This window comes from Streptomyces sp. NBC_00285, assembly GCF_036174265.1.
Lineage (GTDB): Bacteria > Actinomycetota > Actinomycetes > Streptomycetales > Streptomycetaceae > Streptomyces.
In genome coordinates this window covers 4,864,972-4,882,435 of the sequence record NZ_CP108055.1, presented here as the reverse complement: position 1 = coordinate 4,882,435, position 17,464 = coordinate 4,864,972, and the positions used below count along the sequence as shown (strand labels likewise).

Annotated in this window: 14 protein-coding genes; 5 read left to right on the top strand and 9 right to left on the bottom strand. The window is 71.8% G+C overall.

The features are described 5' to 3' along the window. The first annotated feature begins 11 nt into the window (after positions 1-11). Positions 12-641, top strand: coding sequence for a pyridoxamine 5'-phosphate oxidase (gene pdxH / locus OHT57_RS22370; protein ID WP_443053626.1), 630 nt, complete (start codon positions 12-14; stop codon positions 639-641). A gap of 21 nt (positions 642-662) precedes the next feature. Here pdxH and OHT57_RS22365 read toward each other — a convergent pair whose 3' ends face one another. The 4 genes from OHT57_RS22365 to OHT57_RS22350 form a co-directional block, all read right to left on the bottom strand. Further along, positions 663-2,075 carry a PAS domain-containing protein gene (locus tag OHT57_RS22365; protein ID WP_328748257.1) on the bottom strand — a complete coding sequence of 471 codons (1,413 nt, stop codon included), beginning with the start codon at positions 2,073-2,075 and terminating at the stop codon, positions 663-665. A gap of 146 nt (positions 2,076-2,221) precedes the next feature. Next, on the bottom strand, positions 2,222-2,680 hold the full coding sequence (locus tag OHT57_RS22360) for a GNAT family N-acetyltransferase (RefSeq protein WP_443053471.1): 459 nt from the start codon (positions 2,678-2,680) through the stop codon (positions 2,222-2,224). After that, positions 2,673-3,071 carry a RidA family protein gene (locus OHT57_RS22355; protein ID WP_328748256.1) on the bottom strand — a complete coding sequence of 133 codons (399 nt, stop codon included), beginning with the start codon at positions 3,069-3,071 and terminating at the stop codon, positions 2,673-2,675. Before OHT57_RS22355 ends, OHT57_RS22360 begins: the two co-directional genes overlap by 8 nt. Before the next feature lie 371 nt (positions 3,072-3,442). After that, positions 3,443-4,219, bottom strand: a complete 777-nt coding sequence (locus tag OHT57_RS22350; RefSeq protein WP_328748255.1) for an SIS domain-containing protein — start codon at positions 4,217-4,219, stop codon at positions 3,443-3,445. 205 nt (positions 4,220-4,424) lie between these two features. Between OHT57_RS22350 and OHT57_RS22345 the strand changes: the two genes are divergently transcribed. Both OHT57_RS22345 and OHT57_RS22340 read left to right on the top strand, forming a co-directional pair. Then, complete coding sequence (locus OHT57_RS22345; protein ID WP_328748254.1) at positions 4,425-5,117, top strand: metal-dependent transcriptional regulator; 693 nt, start codon at positions 4,425-4,427, stop codon at positions 5,115-5,117. Between the two features lie 499 nt (positions 5,118-5,616). Beyond that, positions 5,617-6,567, top strand: coding sequence for an alpha/beta fold hydrolase (locus tag OHT57_RS22340; protein WP_328748253.1), 951 nt, complete (start codon positions 5,617-5,619; stop codon positions 6,565-6,567). Between the two features lie 55 nt (positions 6,568-6,622). On the opposite strand, the gene OHT57_RS22335 is transcribed toward OHT57_RS22340, so the two are convergent. The 4 genes from OHT57_RS22335 to OHT57_RS22320 form a co-directional block, all read right to left on the bottom strand. Continuing rightward, positions 6,623-9,145 (bottom strand): hypothetical protein, encoded by a 2,523-nt coding sequence (locus tag OHT57_RS22335; protein WP_328748252.1) that lies wholly within the window; start codon positions 9,143-9,145, stop codon positions 6,623-6,625. Between the two features lie 142 nt (positions 9,146-9,287). Then, positions 9,288-10,877, bottom strand: a complete 1,590-nt coding sequence (locus OHT57_RS22330; RefSeq protein WP_328748251.1) for a transporter — start codon at positions 10,875-10,877, stop codon at positions 9,288-9,290. Next, positions 10,874-11,644 carry an ABC transporter ATP-binding protein gene (locus tag OHT57_RS22325; protein ID WP_328748250.1) on the bottom strand — a complete coding sequence of 257 codons (771 nt, stop codon included), beginning with the start codon at positions 11,642-11,644 and terminating at the stop codon, positions 10,874-10,876. Before OHT57_RS22325 ends, OHT57_RS22330 begins: the two co-directional genes overlap by 4 nt. A 63-nt stretch (positions 11,645-11,707) precedes the next feature. Then, on the bottom strand, positions 11,708-12,370 hold the full coding sequence (locus OHT57_RS22320) for a bifunctional DNA primase/polymerase (protein WP_328748249.1): 663 nt from the start codon (positions 12,368-12,370) through the stop codon (positions 11,708-11,710). Between the two features lie 306 nt (positions 12,371-12,676). On the opposite strand from OHT57_RS22320, the gene OHT57_RS22315 reads away from it, so the two are divergent. Both OHT57_RS22315 and OHT57_RS22310 read left to right on the top strand, forming a co-directional pair. After that, positions 12,677-14,062, top strand: coding sequence for a transcriptional regulator (locus OHT57_RS22315; protein ID WP_328748248.1), 1,386 nt, complete (start codon positions 12,677-12,679; stop codon positions 14,060-14,062). Positions 14,063-14,233: 171 nt separating this feature from the next. Beyond that, entirely contained in the window at positions 14,234-15,997 is a 1,764-nt protein-coding gene (locus tag OHT57_RS22310; RefSeq protein ID WP_328748247.1) for a hypothetical protein, read from the top strand. 37 nt (positions 15,998-16,034) lie between these two features. Here OHT57_RS22310 and OHT57_RS22305 read toward each other — a convergent pair whose 3' ends face one another. Beyond that, complete coding sequence (locus OHT57_RS22305) at positions 16,035-17,381, bottom strand: ABC transporter substrate-binding protein (RefSeq protein WP_328748246.1); 1,347 nt, start codon at positions 17,379-17,381, stop codon at positions 16,035-16,037. Between the last annotated feature and the right edge of the window lie 83 nt (positions 17,382-17,464).

Below are 17,464 nucleotides of genomic sequence, written 5' to 3'. Positions count from 1 at the left end.
ACCCCGCGTCCATGCGCCAGCAGTACCGCGCGGAGGGCCTCGCCGAGACCGACCTGGCCGCCACGCCCGTCGGACAGTTCGCGCGCTGGTTCCAGCAGGCGGCCACCGAGGCCCACCTGTTCGAGCCGAACGCCATGGTCGTGTCCACCGCGGACGCCGAGGGCCGCCCCAGCTCCCGCACGGTCCTGCTCAAGCAGTTCGACGAGCGGGGCTTCGTCTTCTACACGAACTACGACTCCCGCAAGGCGAGCGACCTCGCCCGGAACCCGTACATCTCCCTGCTCTTCCCCTGGCATCCCATGGCCCGCCAGGTCATCGTCACCGGCCTCGCACGCCGCACCGGCCGCGACGAGACCACCGCCTACTTCCGCACCCGCCCGCACGGCTCCCAGCTCGGCGCCTGGGCCAGCGCGCAGTCCTCGGTGATCCAGGCACGCGAGCAGGTGGACACCGCCTACGCCGGCCTGGCCGCCCGCTACTCCGAGGGCGAACAGGTCCCGGTCCCCCCGCACTGGGGCGGCTTCCGGGTGGCCCCGCAGACGGTGGAGTTCTGGCAGGGCCGCGAGAACCGGCTCCACGACAGGCTGCGGTACGTGGCGGAGGCGGACGGGAGCTGGCGGGTGGAGCGGCTCAGTCCCTGAGGCCGCGGAACCGGGGTGGGCTTATTCCGCCCGCCCCACCACCCCGCCGAGATCCATCGCCGCCGCGATCCGGACGGCCACGTCCTCCGCGTACACCGCGTCGCCCCGCTCGAACTGTCCCCTCCCGGACCCCCGCAGGAACGTCACCACGCCCAGCGTCCGGCCCCGGCTCCGCAGCACCGCGCACAGGGCGTGCACCACATCCCCGGGCCACTGCCGGGCCACGGCCCACTCCCGGGCCCGGTCCGCCGACACCGTCCCCACACTCGCCCGTACCGACCCCGCGCGGTCCACGCACTGCAACGCCGGATGCCCCTCGCCGTACCGCACGGGCAGTCCGGCCGCGCCCGACGCCTGCAGGCTCGGCCCGGGTGCCCCGGAGGGCGTCGCGGCGACCCGCACCAGCCGGACCGGCCCGGAACCCTCGCCGTCGGCCACCGCACCCCCGGCCACCCGGTCTATCAGCGCGTGGTCGGCGAACCCGGCGAGCGCGAAGTCCAGATGGACGACGGCGGCCTCGGCCGGATCCTCGCACTCGGCGGCCGCCCGGGCCGCCCGGTGCAGCTGGTTCGTCCGGAAGCGCAGCAGCGAGGCCTCCTGCTCGCTCTGCTTGGCCTCGGTCACATCCCGGAACAGCCAGCCGACGCCCAACGGCACGGGCTCCTCCGCGAGCGGCGAGGCCAGCCGTACGAAGCCGCAGCGCCAGCAGCGACGCTTCTCCCCGTCGGGAGTCCGCACCGCGACCCAGATCTCGGCCGGTGCCGGCGGCGCACCCTCGGCCAGCACATGGGTGAGCGCGCTCTCCAGCTCCTCCACACCCTGGGCGAGCAGCTCCCCGAGGGGCCGCCCCAGCACGGACGTACGCCCGACGCCCAGCGACCGGGCCGCGTGCGCGTTCACCACGGCGGGCCGCAGATCGGCGTCGACCAGCACGACACCCCAGGAGGCGTCCTCGAACAGCGCCTCGCTCAGCGCGATCGACCGCTCCAGGTCGATCTGTGTGTGGACCTCGCTGAAGGCGCAGTACACCCCGGCGGGCTTCCCGTCGGGGCCGCGCACGGCCGCGGACTGGGTCCGTACGAGCACCCGTCCGCCGTCCTTGGTCAACAGCGCGAACTCGTGCACCTGCCGTCCGGGCGCCTGCATGGCGGACATCAGCCGCCCCTCGACCTCCTCGGCGTCCGCCGGACGTACGGCCCAGCCCGCGAACCCGTGCCGTCCCACGGCCTCGGCCGCGGTCCACCCGAGGATCCGCTCGGCCTCACGGTTCCAGTGCGTGACGACACCCTCGGCGTCGAAGGCGCACAGGGCCGCGTCCATCCCGTCCAGCAGCGCGGCGAGCAGATCCGAACCGCCCGGACCGTCCGGACCGTCCGGCCCGGGCCCGTCAGGCCCCAGCTCGTCGGTGGTCCCACTACGCCGTGAAGCACTCACCTGGACCCCCTGCCAGCTGCCGCGTCCGTACGTACCGCACGTCGGTTCGCTCACTAACAATCATTCAACTCGAACGTGACGCAGCACACACCGGGTTCCCGCAAGATTGAGGGAATCGTTGTACGCCGAAAACGCTCCGAATCCGCTCAAACAGCCCTTGGGCCCGGCTCCAGCCGCAGGTCGATCCACTCGTCGCTCTCGCCGTCCAGTACGTACCGGTCGACTTCGACGAACCCTCGCGCCCGCGCGAACCGCGTCCCGTCCCCATTGACGGCCAGCACGCATGTCTCGATCACCCTGGCGCCGAGCACGCGCGCATGATCAAGACCCTTCTCGTAGAGGGCGGTCCCGAAACCCCTCCCACGGTAATCGGGCAGCACGCGCGCGATGACGGTCGCCACCGCGTCGTCGCCCTCGGGCGGCCGGACGGTCGAGCACCCCACGAGCGCGTCCCCGAGATACGCGTTCTCCAGCCGGTACCGCCGACCGCGCTCCCGCACGTCGTCGAGCGCCAGGGCGGCGGGCGGCACGATCACGTTGTGCACGTGTCGCCACTGCTCGGCCATGCCGTCCCCGACGACCGGCTCGATCCGCAGATCAGCCACGGTCACCACTTCCCCGCCGCGCGTACGCCTCGATCTCGATCTTCATCCTGGGGTCGGCGAGGCCGCACACGAGCATCGTGGCGGCCGGGCGGACCTCGCCGAAATGGTGGCGCAGGGCGGGCCAGCAGGGCTCGAAGTCCTCCCGGTCGGGCAGCAGGTAGCGCACCCGCACCACGTCCGCGAAGGTGCACTTCGCCTCGGCCAGCGCGGCCCCGATGTTCCGCAGGCACTGCTCGGCCTGCTCCGCCACGTCGTCCGAGATCGTCATGGTCGCGTAGTCGAACCCGGTCGTCCCGGACACATGCACCCAGTCCCCGTCGACGACGGCCCGTGCGTACCCGATCTCTTCCTCGAAGGTGGAACCGCTGAGGATCGCTCGTCGCATTGTCATGCGCAGAACGCTAATCGCTGCCAGACCAGCAGCGGGGTGACGGGTACGGCTGCAGCACCCGTCCGGAGCCTGAGAGTCGGCATCTCGAAAAACCGGTTGATCGGCGCCGGAACGCTTCCTAGTGTGTGGCTTACGTGAGAAAAGGAGGTGATCGGGTACATGAATGAAACCCGGACGCGCGAGGTGGCTGCGGGCTAGCGGCCTGCCACCACATTCAGTGCGGTGCCGGACCCGCGTGCACGAGATGCACGCAGCCGGCCAATTCAACGCAGTCACCCGACCCGCGAGCTCGCCGGCACGTCCGGCCGGCTCCCTCGCCGTAAGGCGGAGGGACCAGAGCTCGCGGGTCGTCTGTGTTTTCCTACGGGTTCCTACCGCCGGTAGAAGATTCGGTCCCCGTATTCCTCGAACACCTGCTCGTTCCAGGCCGGCCCGCCGTCCACGTTCCCCGACCGCAGCAGTGGCGGCTCGATTCCCCGGTCCGCCAGCGCGCCCGCCGCCGTCGCCATCACCGCCTGGAGCAGGGCCGACGTCACCACCGTGGACGCGGGTGCGAACGGTGCCGGGACCGTGTCCAGGGACAGCTCCGCGTCGCCGGGGGCGATCTTGGAGTCGAGGACGATGTCGCAGTGGTCCTTGAGGAAGGTGCCCGAGCTGTGGCGGGGCTTTGTCTCCCGCGTGTACGCGACCGACGTGACGCCGATGACCTTCACGCCCAGCGAGCGCGCGGTCGACGCCATCTCCACGGGGAGCGCGTTGCGGCCGGAGAGGGAGATGATCACGAGGGCGTCGCCCGCGCGGAGGGGCGAGCAGCCGAGGACCGCGCTCGCGAGGCCGTCCACGCGTTCCAGGGCGGAGCCCAGCGTTGCCGGCATGACGTCGACGCCCACGGCGCCCGGCACGGTCAGCAGGTTCATGAGGGCGAGTCCGCCGGCCCGGTAGACCAGGTCCTGCGCGGCCAGCGAGGAGTGCCCGGCGCCGAAGGCGAACAGGCGGCCCCCGGAGGCGACGGTGTCGGCGAGGAGCGCCCCGGCCGCGGCGACGGCCTCGCCCTCCTCGTCGCGGACCCGCTGGAGCAGTCCGATCGCGGCGTCGAAGAACTGCCCGGACAGCTTGCCCTCGCCGTGTGCGGAGCCCGTGTCGCCCATGCGCCATCAACCCTTCGTCGCCGTGTCGCGGATCACCGTGCGGTCTGGACCAGTGGGATGTCAATACGGCCGCGCGCCTGCTCGTAACCGCTTGGTTGCACCGGCGCGGCACGCTTGTCAGTGGTATCCGGCAGAATTGACGTCAGGGCCAGCGCACACGCCGGAAAGCTGTCGTGCTTCCGGCAGATCTCATCAAGGGGCACGTATGTCCGGACTGATCGACACCACGGAGATGTATCTCCGCACCATCCTCGAGCTGGAGGAGGAAGGTGTGGTCCCCATGCGCGCCCGGATCGCCGAGCGGCTGGACCAGAGCGGACCGACGGTCAGCCAGACCGTGGCACGGATGGAGCGCGACGGACTGGTGTCGGTCGCCAGTGACCGGCATCTGGAGCTGACGGACGAGGGCCGGCGACTGGCCACGCGTGTGATGCGCAAGCACCGGCTCGCGGAGTGCCTGCTCGTCGACGTGATCGGCCTGGAGTGGGAGCAGGTCCACGCGGAGGCGTGTCGCTGGGAGCACGTGATGAGCGAGGCGGTGGAGCGCCGGGTGCTGGAGCTGCTGCGCCACCCCACCGAGTCGCCGTACGGCAACCCGATCCCGGGTCTGGAGGAGCTGGGCGAGAAGGACGGAGCCGATCCGTTCCTGGACGAGGGCATGGTGTCGCTGGCCGATCTGGACCCGGGTCTCGACGGCAAGACGGTCGTCGTACGCCGTATCGGCGAGCCGATCCAGACGGACGCGCAGCTGATGTACACGCTGCGCCGGGCGGGCGTGCAGCCCGGTTCGGTGGTGAGCGTGACGGAGTCGCCCGGCGGGGTGCTGGTGGGCAGTGGCGGCGAGGCGGCCGAGCTGGAGTCGGACGTCGCCTCGCATGTGTTCGTCGCCAAGCGCTGACCGGCCGCGCGGGGCGGCAGCGGTTCTCAATTGCCGGGATCTGTGAGGCGGTTGTGGCCTTTCGGGGGCTCGTCGAATCGGGATTCGGTGTGCGGAATCGCAGCGCTTCGACGCTTCCCGTGCGAGGCTGTCGCGTGAGGCATATGACCTGAGGGGGCGGGCAGATGTGCCGTAGACGTATGGATGGCCCCGGCACCTTTCGGTGCCGGGGCCTGTCCTCCCCTGTGCTGACCCGGAGCCCCGAGCTCCCAGGGTCATTCCCCTCGGACCGATGTCCCCGAGCGGTCCGCCTCCCGCTGAAGATCTCCCCTCGGCGGCGGCGATCATTCCTTGAGCGAGGTCACTCGAACGAGGGGTGTTGCCGGGCAAGACCCCATTTTCGAATACGCATTCGATAATCTGGGGTGACGGGGGGCGCAGGATGTGCGCTGCAGAGATGTGAGGCAGAGAAGCGGCAGACGGGGCAGGCACAGCGGTCTGGGGAGCTAGGGGGGTGCCAATGGCGCGGCGCATCGACGTGACCGGGGCGGGCGGCGTACGACTCGCGGCCTGGGAGTTCGGCGATCCTCCCAAGGCCGACCCGACGGATACGGCCGACCTGGCCGACCCGGCGAGGGAAGCCGTGGAGAAACGATCACCCGGGGTGCTGTTACTCCACGGCCTGATGGGCCGTGCCTCGCACTGGGCGTCCACCGCCCGCTGGCTGTCCGAGCGCTACCGGGCGATCGCGCTCGACCAGCGCGGCCACGGCCAGAGCGACAAGCCCCCTCGGGCCTCCTTCACCCGTGACGCGTATGTCGAGGACGCCGAGGCCGCCCTGGAACAGCTCGGCCTCGCCCCGACCGTCCTCATCGGACACGCGATGGGCGCCCTGACCGCCTGGCAGCTCGCCGCCCGGCGACCCGACCTGGTCCGCGGAGTGATCATCTGCGACATGCGGGCCTCCGCCCTCGGCGGCGCCTCGCAGCGGGAGTGGGGCGAGTGGTTCAAGGCCTGGCCCGCCCCCTTCGCCACACTCGCCGACGTCCGCAAATGGTTCGGCGAGGACGACCCCTGGGTGGAACGCCCCAACCCGGCGCGCGGCGAGTTCTACGCGGAGGTGATGACCGAGTCCCCCGACGGCTGGCGCCCCGTCTTCGAGCCCGAGCAGATGCTCCAGTCCCGCGAGACCTGGGTCTACGACGCCCACTGGGAGGAACTCACCCAGGTCAGGTGCCCCGCCCTGGTGGTCCGCGGCCTCGACGGCGAGCTGGGCCGGGCCGAGGCCCAGGAGATGGTCCGCGTCCTGCCCCGCGGCGAGTACGCGGAGGTCGCCGACGCCGGCCACCTCGTCCACTACGACCAGCCGGAGGCCTGGCGGGCAGCCATAGAGCCCTTCCTGGACGGCCTGGACACCCCGGACGGCACGGACAGCTCCGACGACGCCAAGGACACCGGCCGGGAACCCTGACAGGAGACGGCAGACCCCCGGCGGATCGGCTCCGCCGGGGGTCTGCCGGGTGACGTCAGCGCACGTCGACGTAGTCGCCGCCGGCCGTGGCGCTCGCGGTCGTGACGCTGCCCGTGAAGGAGTAGCGCCAGTAGCCGTCCGCGGTCGCCTTGACCGTGGTCTTCAGGTTCCCCGTGCTGTTCGTCGTGACCGTCTTCACGGTCGTGTACGTGGACGCGCCCTTCTTGCGGAACTGGAGCGCGACCTTCTGGCCCACGTACCCGTGGAAGCCGCCGAGGGTCTCCCAGTCGGCCCGGGACAGCTTCCCGGTGACGGTGAGGGTCTTGTTCCTGGCGACGGGCTCGGGCGAGGCGTTGGCCGTGAGGACCGCGTCCCGCACCAGCGGCACCGACTTCACCGCGTGCCGGTCGGTGTGTCCGCTGCCGTCGGTGGACTCGGCCCAGGCGGCCGCCTGCCAGGTGCCGGCGAGGGCGTTGCGCCCGAAGTTCCAGCGCGGCTGGATGTAGGCGAACTGGGTCGTGCAGGTCGCCGTCGTCGCGTTCACCTTGGTGCAGGACGCGGGCCAGCTGCCGTAGAGGACCGCGCTCGGGACGTCGTAGGACCCCTTGTAGAGGTACATGTCGCCGCTCGCGATGCCGGACGGGTCGGTGGCGGTGAAGGTCGCCGTGAACTCCTGGAGCGGCTGGTCGTGGAGCCGGACCGGCTTGCCGCCGTTGACGACGACGTGGGAGATACGGGTCGAGCCGACCGTCTCGTCGCCCGGCGTGCCTCGGCCCGCGAAGGCCCGCACGAGGGTGCGGGTGAGGCTGCCGCCCCGGTCGTCGACGGCGGTGACGCGCAGGGTGATGTAGGGGGCCTCGTCCGGGAGGACGTACTGCGCCGAACCGTCGGCCGCGAGCGTCAGTTCGGTCCAGGTCGTGCCGTCGTCCGGCGAGGCGGACAGGCCCGTGACGCGGGTGTTCGCGGTGGCCGCGTCGACGCCGCGGGTGGTCGCCTTCGCGGAGATCCGCAGGGTCCCGGCGGCGGTCCGGCCGAGGGCGTCGAGGCCCGAGACCTTCACCTGGGCGTCGATCAGCGGGAGTTCACGGTTCGAGGTGCCCGTGGAGGTGCTGCTGGCGCGGAACGTCCACTCGTCGCTCAGGTCCGTCGCCAGCCGCGCGTACGGTACCCGGCGGTGCAGGGTCTGCCGGAGGGTGTACGACTGCTGGTTCGCCGGCAGTGCCGAGGACGTCAGCGAATGGGACGAGTCGATGCCCGAACCGTCGGCGTAGACCACGCCGTCCTCGCCCGTCACCTTGTACGCGGACAGTGCGCGGGTGTCGTACCCCTGGTGGCCGTTGGAGTCGCCGAACGCGCTCGCCTCGTCCAGGGAGAGCCTGCCGTTGTAGAGCTGTGAGCCGGTGTCCGCCGCGTGCACCGGCTGGAACGGGCCCGTGCCCAGCGCCTCACCCGTGTTGCTGCCCGCGGACAGTCTGCGGGCGGGCAGGTTCAGGTACTGCTCGAAGGTGGCGTAGTCCAGGATCCGGCCGTACTCGACGCCCGGGGTGACGTACTCGGTGAGCGCATTGAACGCCGGCACCGCGGAACCGATGTAGACGCCGGTCCACTCGCCGAAGTCCGGGACGCTCTGCAGGACGGCGGTGGTCCGGGCGCCCGGGGCGCGGACCTGGGTGACGGTCCTCGCGAGGGAGGCCCGGGTGACGTTCTTGACCGGCGAGGCGGGCACGGTGTTCGTGAAGCTGTGGGTGAGGTCGTAGCGGTAGGGGCTCGGTACGTTCACCGAGGAGCCCTTCTTCGCCAGGACGTCGTGGATGCGCAGCGAGACGCCCGGCATCGTGAACGGCGTGACGTACACCTTGGCGTCGTCGGAGCCCGCGAAGCCCGCCAGGTCACCGCCCGGCAGGCTCAGCCAGACCGCCGCGGACTGCCGGGTGGCGGTGGTGTCGTCGGTGCGGATGCCGGTCTCCTTGGCGGTCCGCTCGTCGAAGCTCACTGTCCTGGCGGCCGAGCCGACCGTGAAGGACTGGGCGAGCAGATAGCTCGGCCGGAGCCAGTCGGAGTGCAGTGCCACCGCGAAGTAGTCGCCCGACGGCAGCTTCACGCTCGACGTCGGCCCGTACGCGTCGCTGTTCACCGCGTACGACGTCCAGGTCTTGCGGTTCCAGACGTAGAACCCCTTGCTCGCGACGTCCGCGTGCGTGATCGTCAGCTTCACGGAGTACGTCGGGGCGGCGGCCGTCGCCGCGGCGGGGGCCGCCGACTTCAGCGCGAGGCTCGCCGGCTCCCGGTCCGCCGCGTGCTCCGCGCTCGGCCGCACCGAGACCTTGCCGTCGACGGAGGCGATCGCGTAGCGGGTCCGCTCCGCGCTGTCCGCCGCGGTGACGCGGAGGTTGCGGCCGCCGACGAGGTCCACCCGGTCGCCGTTGCCCAACTCGACGCCGTGCGGCGCCGGGCTGGCGGCGATCGTCCCTGTGCCGCCCGCCGCCGGAGCCGCCGCGGCCGGGGGCGCGAGAAGCACGGACGCGGCGAGTACCGCCCCGCACAGCCCCGCCCCGGCGGATCTTCGAACACCGATCATGAAAAAAGCCCCCTCGCCCCTGATCCCCTTGGCGACCCTCCTGGTTCACACCTCACAGGAGTCGCTCGGATCACTCTAAACGGCGGGTCCGACATTCGAACACCGGCACCCGCAGGCTCGTACGGCACCCGCGGGCCGTGTGTCAGCCCTTGCTGACCGCCATCAGGATCTCCGGCAGCAGCCGGGCCGTCCGCGGTGCCGCGAGCCGCAGCCCCCCGAAGGTGATCACCGCGCCGTAGACCGCGCCCACCGGCAACAGCAGCCAGCTCCACTCGTCGCCGTCCGCGCTGACGTTCGCCCAGATGGTCAGGGCGATCACGGGCGCGCTCAGCAGGGCGGCCGAGACCATGCCGCCCACGACGGCGGCAGCGGCGAGACCGGACTGCCCGGGGGCCACGTTCTTGTAGCCCTCCTGCGGAATCGAGTACGGGAAGCGCGCCGACGACCACGCCCCGGTCGCCAGCATCGCCCCGAGCAGCGCGAAGGACAGTCCGAGCACCTCGGGCAGCTTCGGCCAGTCGCCGATCAGCGCGGTCGTCAGGACGGTGACGAGGGTGGCGTACGGCAGTGTGATCAGCAGCAGCGCCAGGGCACGCGCGCGTAGTTCGACGTAGGCGTCGCGGGTCGAGGAGATGGTCAGCGCGACCATCCAGAACGCGGACGTGTCCTGCCCGAACTGGTTGTACATCTGCACACCGAGCATGCCCGCGGCGAAGCAGGCGAAGTAGATCGAGCCGGTGCCCTGCACCGCGTTGAACACCGGCACGATCAGCCCGATGGCCAGCGACGTCACCCACGCGGCCTTCGTCTTGGGGTCGCGCCACACATAGCGCAGGCTGCGTTCCATGACGGTGCCGGTGCGCCCGGCGGGCAGCAGACGGGCGAGTCCGGTCGAACCCCGCTCACGGGCGGCCCCCTGGGCGGAGGGGAGCGTGGAGCCGTCGGGCGAGGTCATCAGCCGGGTCAGATGGCGGGCCCAGAGGGCCAGCAGGCCCGCCAGAGCGGCGGCGGACAGGGCGAGTTGCAGGACGGCGACGCCGTACGACCCCTCGCTCACCGAGTCGACCGCCCCGATCGCCGACGCGGGCGGGATCCACTTCAGCACGGCCGTCGGCCCGTCCAGCTGCCCCAGGCCGCCCGAACCGAGCCGCTGCACCCCGAAGTTCACGACCTGGGCGCCGACGGCGATGATCAGTCCGCTCAGCACCGCGAGATCGCGGCCCTTGCGGCTGGTCAGCAGCCGGATGTTGGCCACGGCGACCGTCCGCGCCAGCGCCACGCAGACCAGCAGCGCGAGCCCGGTCCCGAGGACGCCGACGACGTAGGCGGCACCGCCGTGCGCGACCGAGACGACGGACCCGACGAGCAGGCACAGCGTGAACACCGGCCCGATGCCGACCAGCGAGGCCGCGAGGAGCGCCCGCACGAGGGGCCGGGGCCGCAGCGGCAGCATGACCAGGCGGGTGGGGTCGAGGGTCTCGTCGCCGCCGGGGAAGAACAGCGGCATCACGGCCCAGCCGACCGTCAGCAGGGCGACCAGCGGGACGACGACGGACGCGGCGTGTTCGTTGCCGCGCAGGGCGATGAGCCCGAGCAGTTGGAGGACGGAGAAGAGGAGCACGGCGAGCGCCGAGGCGACGTAGGCGGCCCGCCGCCCACCGGACTGCCGCAGACCGTTCCTGAGCAGGGACAGCTTCAGCCGTACGACGACCGGGGTGATGTCCTGGGTCATCGCGCCCCGCCGCCCAGCCAGTCCAGGTCGGCACCGGTGTTCTGCCCGTGTGCGCCCACCAGTTCTAGGAACGCGCGCTGCAGTGAGGGCGCACTGCCGCGCACCTCGTCGAGCGGCCCGTGGGCGCGGATGCGGCCGGCGGCCATCACGGCCACCCAGTCGCACAGGGACTCCACGAGCTCCATCACATGCGAGGAGAAGACGACGGTGGCGCCGGAGGCGGTGTACCGCTCCAGGACCCCTCGGATGGTCTGCGCGGAGACCGGGTCGACGCCCTCGAACGGCTCGTCGAGGAACAGCACTTCGGGATTGTGCAGCAGAGCGGCCGCCAGCCCGATCTTCTTCCGCATCCCGGTCGAGTAGTCGACGACCAGCTTGTGCTGGGCCCCCGCGAGATCGAGTACGTCGAGCAGCTGGCCGGCCCGCTTGTCCACCTCGGCACCGGGCAGCCCCCGCAACCGCCCGCTGTACGCGAGCAGTTCACGCCCCGACAACCGCTCGAACAGCCGCAGCCCCTCGGGCAGGACCCCGATCCGGGCCTTCACCTCGACGGGATCCCGCCACACGTCGTGCCCGACGACCGAGACGGAACCCTCGTCGGGCCGCAACAGCCCGGTCACCATGGAGAGCGTGGTGGTCTTCCCGGCCCCGTTGGGCCCGACGAGACCGATGAACTTCCCGGCAGGCAGTTCGAGATCAATCCCGGCAACGGCGATCTGCTGCCCGAACCGCTTCCAGAGCCCACGCACACTTACGGCCGACGTCATGAACGTCAACCTTAGGCGTGCGCGGCTGTGTTTGATTATCCGGCTCCGCCGCGCGGGCGCACATCACCGATCCCGGCCGCACGCATAGGCAAGCGGCGAGATCAGCTCCTCGGCATCCGGCAGCCAGCGGTTCGCAGGCGTCGGACGGCAGGCCCACTGCACGGCCCCGGACGACCCGAACCGCGTGGGAGGCGCCGCGACATACGCTCCCTCGCCGAGCGCGACCAAGTCGAGGGAGGCGGGGGCCCAGCCCAGCCTGCGGATCGATTCCGGCAGCTTCACCGACGCACCGGGCAGCACGAAGAACTGCATCCGGCGATCCGGCGTCAGCGTCACGGGCCCCAGCGTCAACTCCATCCGCTCCATACGGGCCAGCGCCAGGAACCCCGCGGTGTCCCGGACGGAGATCGCGTCGAAGGTCCGCCCCGTCGGCAACAGGATCGAGGCCGTCGGCTGCTTGGACCACATCCGGCGCGCGACCGTCGCACTGCCGGTGGCCTGGGTCGCCCAGTCCTCCCGCGCGGGATGCGCCCCGGGTGCGGCGCACGCGCCGTCCCCGCAGGAGCAGCGCTGCACCCCGTCGACGGCTTCCAGCCAGGTGCCGGGGAAGACGTCCCAGTGGCGTTCCTCGGCGTAACGTACGGCTGTCTCCAGCAGCGATTCCCCGCGCTGCTTCGGAATCTGAGCGGCTTCGGGGCCCGCGATCGTCTCTTCCACGCTCAACACAACTCCCGCGCCCACCTCGGGTTACGGCTGTAGCGCGCGCGGGGGAGGAGCATCGGTACGGCATCTGGGGCGCATGGATGCACGTGTGGGGGCGCGCGGGAGGAACCGGGGCGTGAGCTGGGTAGCCACGAGAGGGGCAGGCTTCTGCCTTCGCCCCGGCAATCCTCGCATGCCTCGCATTTTAGCTGTCTCTGCGGGGCATTGATCTTCGCGGCCGGATCTTTTCGTTCACACCGACCTGGTCCGGAAGTGGAAGACACGTCAACTCGGTGCGTGGGCAGGCACCGCAGCCACAGGGGGTACGCCATGGCCGCAAGGCCTCTCGTCGCGCGGCAGCCGAACGAACGGTTGCAGGCGCTCATCCAGGAGGCGGGGTGCTCGAACGCAGGGCTCGCCCGCAGGGTCAACATGTGCGGCGCCGAGCACGGCCTCGACCTGCGCTACGACAAGACGTCCGTGGCCCGCTGGCTGCGCGGACAGCAGCCGCGGGGCAGGGCGCCCGCGATCATCGCGGAGGCGCTCGGGCGCAAGCTCGGCCGTACGGTCACGATCGACGAGATCGGCATGGCCAACGGCAAGAACCTCGCCTCCGGTGTCGGGCTCCAGTTCTCGCCGACGGTACTGGGCGCCATCGAGCAGGTGTGTGAGCTGTGGCGCAGTGACGTGGGCCGCAGGGACTTCCTGTCCGGCTCCTCCGTCGCCGCGTCCGCGTTGGTCGAGCCGAGCCGCGACTGGCTGATCTCCTCGCCCGACTCGCAGGTCGCGCGTGCGGCGGGCCCCCGGGTGGGGCAGTCCGACGTGGCGGCCGTCCGGGCGATGACACAGGCCCTCGTGGACCTCGACCACCAGTACGGCAGCGGGCATGTGCGCCCGGTCGTCGTGCACTACCTCAACAGCGTGGTCTCCGGGCTGCTCGCCGGGTCGTACCGGGAGGCCGTGGGGCGTGATCTGTTCGCCGCGGTCGCCCGACTGACCGAGCTCGCCGGGTACATGGCGATCGACACCGGGCAACCGGGCCTGGCCCAGCGGTACTACATCCAGGCGCTGCGGCTCGCGCAGGCGGCGGGCGACCGCGGATACGGCGGCTATGTGCTCGCCGCGTCCATGAGCCACCTCGCCGCGCAGCTCGGGAACCCGCGCGAGATCGCCCAGTTGGCGCGGGCGGCGCAGGAAGGGGCGCGGGGTCGCGTGACACCGCGCGCGGAGGCCATGTTCCACGCGGCGGAGGCCCGCGGGCACGCGCTCATGGGCGACGCGCGGGCCACCCAGGCGGCGTCCGGGCGGGCCGTGCACGCGCTGGAGGCGGCGGACCCGTCCACCGGCGACGACCCGGCGTGGATCGCGCACTTCGACGAGGCGTATCTGGCCGACGAGTTGGCCCACTGCCACCGCGACCTCGGCCAGGCCGACGCGGCGGCGCGGTGCGCGCAGGAGTCCCTGGACGGGCTCCCCGAGACCAAGGCGCGCCGCAGGGCCATCGGTTACGTCCTGCTCGCCACGGCGCAGGTGCAGCAGCGCGAGATCGAACAGGCCTGCAACACCGGCCTGAAGGCGGTGGAGTTGCTGGAGAGCGTCCGCTCCAACCGGGGCGCGGAGTACCTCGACGACTTCCAGCAACGCCTTGACCCGTTCCGGGACGAGGCGGTGGTGAGGGAGTTCGGGGCCCGGCTGGATCTCCAGGCGGCGGCGTAGAGGGGGGCCTTATACAGCGGATCCGGGCCCGGAACCGTCACATGATCACCAGGGAACTGTTACTGCGGTCACAGGGGCGCAGGTCACGACCTGTGCTACGTGGCACCGGGCTCGGAGGACCCGGTAGCGTGAGCCGACGATTCCGAAGTTCCCCCATAAGTAGGAGTCCCGGTGACGCAGAGTGGACAGGGCGAGCAGCCCTCGGCGCGCGAAGCGCGCGAAGGCATCGTGCTGCCCTCCGACGGCGGGGAACCCCTGCTGCCGGGACGGACGGGCGGTTACGGCGATCCCCCGCGTGGTGGCCACGAGGGCCCGGCGCAGGGCGGCCCGCCTGGTGGGGCGTACGGCCCGCCCGCCGGCGACCAGGGATACGGCCAGCCGCCCGGCGGGCAGGCGTGGGGCACCACGTGGGGCCCCGACCAGGCCCCTGCCCAGGACTGGTCGCAGCCGGCCACCCAGACCTGGGGCATACCGCCCCAGGCCCAGCCGCTGCCCGCGCAGGAGGGGCAGGTGGGGGCCTACGGGGCTCCGGGTAGTGGTGTTCCGCAGCAGCCTGCGGCTCCGGCGTACAACACGGACGAGCCGACCTCGTACTACCTGCCCCCGGTGGGTCAGCCGCTTCCGTCGGCCCCCGCCCCGCAGTCCCAGCCGCTGCCCGCGCAGGAGGGGCAGGTGGCGGCCTACGGGGCTCCGGGTGGCGGTGTTCCGCAGCAGCCCGCGGCTCCGGCGTACAACACGGACGAGCCGACCTCGTACTACCTGCCCCCGGTCGGTCAGCCGCTTCCGTCGGCACCCGCCCCGCAGCCGCCCGCCGACGAGGGCGCCACGCAGTTCATCCCGCCGGTCGCGGCCGCCCCCGCCCCCTACGAGGGGGCCACCCAGTACATTCCGCCCGTCCGCCCCGGCGCGCTCCCGCCCGAGGTGTCCGCCGAGGCGGCCCAGTACCCGAGGCAGCAGGCCCCGTACGGCGCCCAGCCCCCGCAGTACGCGGCCCCGTTCCCGCCCGGCGCCCCGGCCGGTTCCGATGCCGACGCGACGCAGTTCATCGCGCCCGTGCCCGGACACGACCCCGGCGCGGCCTATGGCGGGGACCGGCAGCCGCCCTCCGAGTTCGACAACCTCTTCCGCGGGTCCGGCGGCGACGGCGGCCCCCCGTCCACGCAGCAACTGCCGCGCTTCGCCCAGCCCGAGCCCGTATCGCTCGGGTACGGGGGACGGCAGCCGTCGTACGCCGCGCAGCAGCCGCCGTACGTCCCGCCGGGCGGTGACGGCTACGACGACCACGGCGACCAGGGCCGCGGCAGGCGATCGCGGGTGCCCGTCATCGCCGCCGTGGGTATCGGCATCGTCGTGCTCGGTGTCGGCGCGGGCGCGCTGCTCGCCGGGGGCGGCGGCGGGAGCGACGACGGGAGCGACAAGAACCAGACCGTGTCGGCGACGGCCCCCGCGAGCGACGGGTCCGCCTCTGCGTCCACGGACGCGGCGAAGACGCAGGCCACCGAGCTGGACAAGCTGCTCGCCGACAGCGGCAACAGCCGTTCCTCGGTGATCAGTGCGGTGGCGAACGTGAAGTCCTGCAACAACCTCCCCCAGGCCGCCAAGGACCTCCGGGACGCGGCGACCCAGCGCACCGAGCTGGTGACCCGGCTGAAGGCGCTCTCCGTCGACCAATTGGCGAGCCACACCGAGCTGACCGCCGCGCTCACCAGGGCCTGGCAGGCGTCCGCGTCCGCCGACAACCACTACGCGGCCTGGGCCGACCAGTCGGCCGGCAAGAAGGGCTGCAAGAAGGGCCAGGCCCGGGTCACCGGCCAGACGGCGGCCGGAAACCGGGACAGCGGCACCGCCAGCACCGAGAAGGCCAGGGCGGCCCGGCTGTGGAACGCCATCGCGAAGAAGTACAGCCTCACCGAGCGCTCGGCGACCCAGCTGTAGGTGCCCGTGCGGGGGCGTGGCACGCGCCCCCGCGGGGTCAGTCGAGGTCGGCGTTCTTGAGCGTCTTCGTCGCGTCGGTGAAGCCCTTGCGGGCCGCCACGAGCTGGCCCTTGCGTACGACCTGGAGCGTCACGTTGGCGTTCACCATGCGCGGGAAGCCGACCGAGGCGAGGTCGTCCGAGGCGCTCCAGGTGTCCCGGGTGGCCCACTGCAGGGTCGGCGTCAGTCCGCCGGTCGGAATCTTGAGCCCGTCGTTGAGGGCGCCGCGAACGCTGTCGGCGGACACCTCCCCGCCGCCGAGCGACTCGACGGCCTTCCTGAACACCGTGTAGGCGATCCAGGTGGTCTGCACACCCGCGTCCGCCGAGTCGATGCGGTTGTCGCCGAAGGCCTCCCCGCTGATGACCTTCTTCATCCCGGCCCAGCGGGCATCACCCTCCACCGGGTACCAGCCGCTGATGTACGACCCCTCGTAGGGCCCCGACGCCCCGCCGGACGCGTCGATCACCGTCTGGTCGACGCTGCCCAGCGCCATGGCCGTGCGTACCGTGGGGTAGTCCTTGCGGGCGCGCCGGAAGGAGTCCATGAAGGTGCTGGTGCGGTCGCCGAGTGCGGGCACCACGCAGCCCTCCTTCGCCGAGCCGGAAGCAGAGCCCGAGGTGCCGGAGGCCGAGCTGCCGAGGGCCTTCGTCGACTGTGCCGAGTACTCGGTGGCGTCGTCCGCCGCCCGCACGTCGCTCGCGGCCCTGTGCCCGCCGGTGGTCAGCCCCGAGTCCAGCAGCACGGGCAGCTCGTCGCCCGCGATGGTGTCGGGCCGTACGAGGGTGACGGCGCCGCAGGTCGAGGCGAGCTCCTTGCCGAGGCCGGCCAGCAGCGTGGGCTGGCCGCCGTTGACGGGGTAGGACAGCGGGCTGGTGAACTCCGCGTTGGTGACGCCGTAGCCGCCGATGTAGGGGATGCCCGAGCCCTCCAGGGGCGGGAAGAACGAGTCGCCGTACTGGCTGTAGGAGCCGACGACCGCGACGACGTTCTCCTTGACCGCGCGCCGGGCGCACTTCGCGGCGGCCACCCCGTTGTTGTGGTCGTTGCAGGTCAGGACGGTGAGCTTGTGGCCGTTGATGCCGCCCCTGGAGTTGATCCAGCGGGCGTAGGCCTGCGCGAAGGCGGGCATGCCAGGCTTGTTGGTCGCGTTGGTGTCCGTGGGCGCCCAGGTCATGACCTTGATCGAGGCGCCCCCGGAACCCCCCGTGGTACCGGGGACGACCCCGCAACCGGCGGCGAGCGAGGCACACGCCAGCAGCGCTCCCGCCGCGCGGACGGTGGCTCTGACGGGCCGGTGGTGCTCGAGGAGGAAGGTGCTGCGGATGCGTCGCCTGCCGGTCATGGGCACACACGCTTCCGTCACATCGCCAACTCGGAAGTGACTCTCGGTCAATGAAAGGTGACGTAAAGGTGAACAACGGGGGC